The 5468-nt window shown below is 67.9% G+C and carries 5 protein-coding genes; all 5 read left to right on the forward strand.

Features of this window, described 5'->3' with window-relative positions:
- A partial coding sequence (gene virB11 / locus H537_RS0140120) for a P-type DNA transfer ATPase VirB11 (protein WP_029002320.1) occupies positions 1–978 on the forward strand: 978 nt, incomplete at its 5' end.
- Positions 978–3041, forward strand: a complete 2064-nt coding sequence (locus tag H537_RS48650) for a type IV secretory system conjugative DNA transfer family protein (protein WP_051244765.1) — start codon at positions 978–980, stop codon at positions 3039–3041. The genes virB11 and H537_RS48650, both read left to right, overlap by 1 nt.
- A 15-nt stretch (positions 3042–3056) precedes the next feature.
- A complete protein-coding gene (locus tag H537_RS48655) occupies positions 3057–3713 on the forward strand; it encodes an OmpA family protein (RefSeq protein ID WP_064736143.1) in 657 nt (218 codons plus the stop codon).
- Between the two features lie 7 nt (positions 3714–3720).
- Complete coding sequence (locus tag H537_RS0140135) at positions 3721–5322, forward strand: LPD7 domain-containing protein (protein WP_029002321.1); 1602 nt, start codon at positions 3721–3723, stop codon at positions 5320–5322.
- Positions 5319–5468: TraX family protein (locus tag H537_RS56990; RefSeq protein ID WP_375136368.1), on the forward strand; the 150-nt coding region annotated here is incomplete at its 3' end. The genes H537_RS0140135 and H537_RS56990, both read left to right, overlap by 4 nt.

Raw genomic sequence — 5468 nt, forward strand, 5'->3', positions numbered from 1 at the left:
CAGCCCTTCCTGGACCGGACCGATGTGCTGGAAGTGGTGATGAACCGGCCCGCAGAGGTCTGGGTGGAGTACCGCGATGGATGGCAACGGCATGAGGCCCCGGAGATGGAGTACGCACGCTGCTGGGCGCTGGCGCGCGCCGTGGGCACGCTGTGCAATCAGGACATCGATGAAGCGCACCCGCTGCTGTCGGCCACGCTGCCCGGCGGCGAGCGCGCGCAGTTCGTGATTCCCCCGGCCACCAACCGCGACGGCGTCTCCATCACGATCCGCAAGCCAGCATCGGTGGTGCCGCGCTTGGAGGACCTGGAGGCTGGCGGCCTGTTCTCGCGCGTGGTGGAGGCGAGCACCGAACTACAGCCTTTCCAGCTGGAGCTGCTGGAGCTCAAGCGTCAGGGCCGCTTCGCGGAGTTCATGCGCCGCGCTGTGCAGCTGCGGCAGACCATGGCGATCAGCGGTCAAACCGGAAGCGGCAAGACACACGTCCTCAAGGCCATGGCCGAGGAAATGCCCAGGACCACACGCATCGTCACCATCGAGAGCGTGCCAGAGCTGCTCACGCCGAACCACCCGCTGGCAGCGCACTTGTTCTACAGCGACACCGGGCAGGGCCTGGCGCACGTCACGCCGGCGCAATTGCTGGAGTGCTCGCTGCGCATGCGCCCCGACGTGATCCTGCTGGCCGAGGTGCGCGGCCCGGAGTGCTATTTCTTCGTGCGCGCGGCGGCCACCGGACACCCGGGCAGCATGACGACGCTGCACGCGGGCTCCTGCGCCGAGGCGTTCGAGCAGATGACGCTGATGATCCGCCAGTCCCCTGGCGGCTCCGGATTGTCGTCTGACGAAATCCGCCGGCTGCTCACGCTCACGGTGGATATCGTGGTGCAGTTCGGGAATGACGGGACGGGACGGCACATCCGCGAGGTCTACTACGACCCCGTGCGCAAGCTGGCGATGACGACGGCCGGAGGGCGCTGATGGACTCGCGCACTCGCACTGGCTTCAAGTTCGCCTTCGTCGCTGGCGCTGCCGCCGTGTGCGTGGCAGCTGGCACCTGGCTGTCGGCTGCCTCGTTCGCTGCGGTCAACGAGCGCACCATCTTTCAGACCGCGCCGCATGTGAAGCTCACCAGCCTAAGCCGGTACTGGCGGGAGTACGGCGACGATCCCGTGCAGCGCACGCGGCTGCAGAAGTGCATGGGTGTGAGCTACGGAGTGACCTGCGCGCTGCTACCGGCCCTGCTGGCAATTGGCGCAACGGCCCGGCGCCGATCACTGTTCGGAGACGCTCGCTTCGCCAACATCGACGAGATCAAGGACGCCAAGCTGCTCGGCGGTGACGGGATCATCATTGGGAAGTACCGGGGACGGTATCTCACCTATCCGGGCCAGCAGTACGTCTGGGTCGCCGCGCCGCCGCGATCAGGCAAGGGCCGCGGCATCGCAGTGCCCAACCTGCTCAACTGGAACGGGTCCGCGCTGGTCCTCGACTTCAAAACCGAGCTTTGGCAACTCACCGCAGGATTTCGTGCGCAGTGCGGCCAAGAGGTGCACCGCTTCTCGCCATTTGAAGAGGCGGGCCGGACCTCCAGGTACAACCCGCTGGGGTACGTTCGCACGGACGCGCTGCACCGTGTCAGCGACCTGCTGGCCATCGGCAACATCGTCTACCCGGAGCCGGCCGGCGACAGCCAGGGCAGTTCCAAGTTCTTCGCGGACTCGGCGCGCAACCTGTTCCTGGCCATCGGCCTGTACCTGCTGGAGACGCCCGAGCTGCCGCGCACGTTCGGCCAGATGCTGCGCATTGCCTCGGGCAACGGCAAGCCGTTTCAGACCTACGTGGCCGAGCTGATCACGGACCGCGAGAAGCAGAAGCGCCCGCTCTCTCGCGAGTGCGTGGATGCGTTCAACCGCTTCCTCGCCAACGCAGCCCAGGTGTTCAGCAGCATCCTGTCCACGTTCAATGCGCCACTGACGATCTTCATGGACCCGAAGGTGGACGCAGCCACCAGCGGCAACGACTTCGACCTACGCGACCTGCGCAAGCGCCTCATCTCGCTGTATCTGTGCATCAATTTCGAGAACGTGCCTTCGTCGCGGCTGCTGGTGAACCTGCTGTTCACGCAGGCAATCAACCTGAACACGCGCGAGAAGCCCGAGGACAACCCGGAAGAACTGAAGCACCAGTGCCTGCTGCTGCTGGACGAGTTCGCCGTGCCAGGCCGCATCGACGTACTCACGCGCTCCATCGGCCTGATGCCGGGCTACAACATGCGCGTGCTCATCATCTGCCAGAGCGAGTCGCAGGTGGCCTTCGAGTACGGCAAGGACACGGCCAAGACGATCCGCACGGCCATGGGCATGCAAGTGCTTTTTCCCCCGAAGGAGCAGGAGGACGCCGAGCAGTACTCGCGCATGCTGGACAACTGCACCGAGAAGGTCCGCAACCGCAACAGCAGCACCGGCAAGGGCGGCCACAGCACGGGCACCAGCGAGCAGCAGCAAAAGCGTCCGCTGATGCTGCCGCAGGAGATCAAGCGGCTGCCTGACACGAAGCAGATCATCGTCATGGAGAAGTGCCTGCCGATCCTGTGCGGGCGCGCGAACTACGACCAGGACCCGGAGCTCAACCGGCGCAGCAAGATCGCGCCGCCCGATGTGGCGCCGCTGGATCTGGACACGCACGTGGCGCGAATCAACGACTGCGTGCGCGACCTGCAGCCCGGCGAGGGCGAGAAGGAGCCACTGCCGGCGGCGCTGTACGCGCACGACTTCAAGGTCATGCCGCCGATGCCCAAGGAGCCCACGGACGCCGACCGAGAGAGTTATGCCGATGCCTTCTTCGACGCGGTGCGCGATTCCGTGGTTGATCAGGCCTCTCCTGAAGAAGCAGCGCCCAAGCCAAAGCCGGCGCGCAAGAAGGCCGCGCCGCGCGCCAAGAAAAAGGCCACTCCCGCCTCGGTGGACGAGGCGAACTTTGCCGCTGCATATGCGGCGGCCGAAGCCCAGGAAGACATCGACCTGTCCGGGCTGCCTCACTGACTGGAGATCCCCACCATGCAACGACTGATCCCCATGGGCGCGCTGGCCGCCGCCTGCTTGCTCGCCGGCTGCTCGTCGGCACCGAAGGTACCCCAGGCCAGCGAGGCAACGAAGCGCCCGGCCAACGACCCGGCTTACATCGAAATGCTGCGTGCCCGGGTCGAACTCGAGCGCGCACGCCAGGAGCTGGAACTGCAGCGGCGCACCGCGGCGGCGCAGCGCCTGATGGACGAGCCGGTGATGCTCAAGACCATCGCTGGCCCGGTGCCGGACCTGTCAGGGGTGCGGCGCGGCGCAAATCTGGTCTACACGGTGCGCTTCCGCACCGGGGGCACGCGGGTCGAGCTGTCGCCGGCAGCGCGGCAGATCCTGTCCTCGGCGGCCCAGGCGCCGCTGGTATGGGTGCGCGGGCGCACGGACGCGGCCCAGGCCAACCCGACCGACGAGCGCATCGCCCGCGCGCGTGCGGAGAGCATGCGCGTGCTGCTGGTGCAGCTCGGCGTGCCCACGCAGCGCATCCGCACCACCTGGCAGGCCGCAGGCGATGCAGTGGCGCCGCTGGACACCACCGAGGGCCGGGCGGCCAACCGCCGCGTGGAGGTGGAGGTGTACGCCGCAGAGCCGCAGCCGGGCTCGCTGGACGATCCGCGCGCCACCGTGGCGCAGCAGTGAGGTAGCCATGGACCGAGAGTACGAACTGCAGGCCCAGGGACGCGAGCCACGCATCTACACCGACGCGGCGCAGGCCGGCGCCGCCTTCTTCTCGGCCAAGCGCGAGGAAATGCCCAAGGTCCTGATGCACGAGGGCGAGGTGTCCGTCCACGTCGCCATGACGACGCGCGACCCCCGCGAGCCGGGCGGCTACGGCCACCTGCTGCTGTCACCCCCCGACGACTTCAAGGCCGGCTACGACCAGGCCAAGCAGCAGATGCCCGGCAGGGCGGTGGGCCTGCACGACATCAATCCTCCCCAGCCCCCGAAAGGCATCACCGTGAGCGAACAGCAGCAATCCAATGCGTGGGGTCCACGCATGCCGACCTACACGCCTGCGGAGATCGCAGCACGCGGCGTGGAGGTGGCCAAAGAGCGCGGCGCGCCTTTGATGGAGATCGATGGCAGGCCTGTGGCCTACGTGCAGTTCCTGCAGTTCAAGGACGAGGACTTCAAACTGCCCAAGGTGGAGTTCCACGCCTACGGCCCGGACGGCAAGGTGGTGCGCGAGCACGTCGGCGTGACGCGCGCCCAACTGCATGAGATGGTGGGCGAGCAGATCGCCAAGGCCATCATCGAGCGGCCCGACAACGCCGGGCGCCTGTACGCGCACGAGCTAGCGTCGCAACCACAGCCGTCGCCGCAAGTGACCCCCACGCAGACCAAGACCCCGGAGGTTGCACCGACCCTGACCGTTGCGCCCGCCGAGGCCTCGGCGCCACCGGCGGCACCGACCAAGCCAGTCGCACCGGACGTGATCAACACCATTGAGCTCGCTGTACCACGGGTGCCGGAACCGGAGAAGCCTACGCCGGCCGCTGCACCGACGTCGCCTCAGAAGCCCGACCGCGAGCAGCTGCTGAAGTCGCTGCAGGAACGCTTCGAGGTGGCCAGCGTGGGCACGCTACTCAAGCCCGCCGACGAGTACCGCATCGGGGGAGACAAGGGGCAGTTGCGTGTGGCCTTCACCGACCACGGCAAGCGGCTGGAGAGCCGCTACGACGCCCCGGAGGTGGTGCGTGGCATGGTGGATCTGGCGCAGGCCAAGGGCTGGCGCGAGATCCAGGTCGCCGGCACGCTGGAGTTCCAGCGCGCGACGTGGATGGAAGGCAACCTGCGCGGCATCCACGTCCAGGGCTACTCCCCCAGCCGCCAGGACGAGGAACGCCTGAAGGCCGCGCGCGAGCAGCTCGCCCCGCAGCGCCAGCCGGCGCAGCAGCAGCCCGCGTCCGAGAAGCCGGCCAACACCGTGGAGCCAGCGAAGGCAGCGCAGCCGGAGCAAGCTGCGGCAGGCGGTGGAAGCAAGACGACGCGTGAGCAGTTCCTGAACATGGCCCGCTCGGTGATGAAGGACCAGGGCTACCCCAAGGACGAAATCGACAAGACGGTGGCGGTGATGGCAAAGAGGGTGGACGGCATGCTCGCCCGCGGCGAGCCGCTGCCGAAGATCCAGGTCTACGACAAGGCCGCCCCGAGCCGCGCGCCGGCGCCCACGGTGGTGCAACAGCCCACGCCGCAGCAGTCGCCCAACCGGGGCCCGGCCCCTGAAGTGGCGGCGCACGCGCCATGAGCGCGGTCCTGCCGCTGGGAAACCGCCGGCCGCTCGCGCTGCCGGCGGGCAGCGTCGAGACGCTGAAGTGGCTGGCGCTGGTGCTGATGGTGCTGGACCACGTCAACACCTACCTGCTCGGCGGCGCCCATCCGTGGATGTTCGCC

The organism is Azohydromonas australica DSM 1124 (assembly GCF_000430725.1).
Classification (GTDB): domain Bacteria; phylum Pseudomonadota; class Gammaproteobacteria; order Burkholderiales; family Burkholderiaceae_C; genus Azohydromonas; species Azohydromonas australica.

What these genes read in the sequence shown, in the direction of transcription:
- H537_RS0140135 (WP_029002321.1), top strand. Translation starts at nt 3,721, where the DNA reads ATGGACCGAGAGTACGAACTGCAGGCCCAGGGACGCGAGCCACGCATC.
- H537_RS48650 (WP_051244765.1), top strand. Translation starts at nt 978, where the DNA reads ATGGACTCGCGCACTCGCACTGGCTTCAAGTTCGCCTTCGTCGCTGGC.
- H537_RS48655 (WP_064736143.1), top strand. Translation starts at nt 3,057, where the DNA reads ATGCAACGACTGATCCCCATGGGCGCGCTGGCCGCCGCCTGCTTGCTC.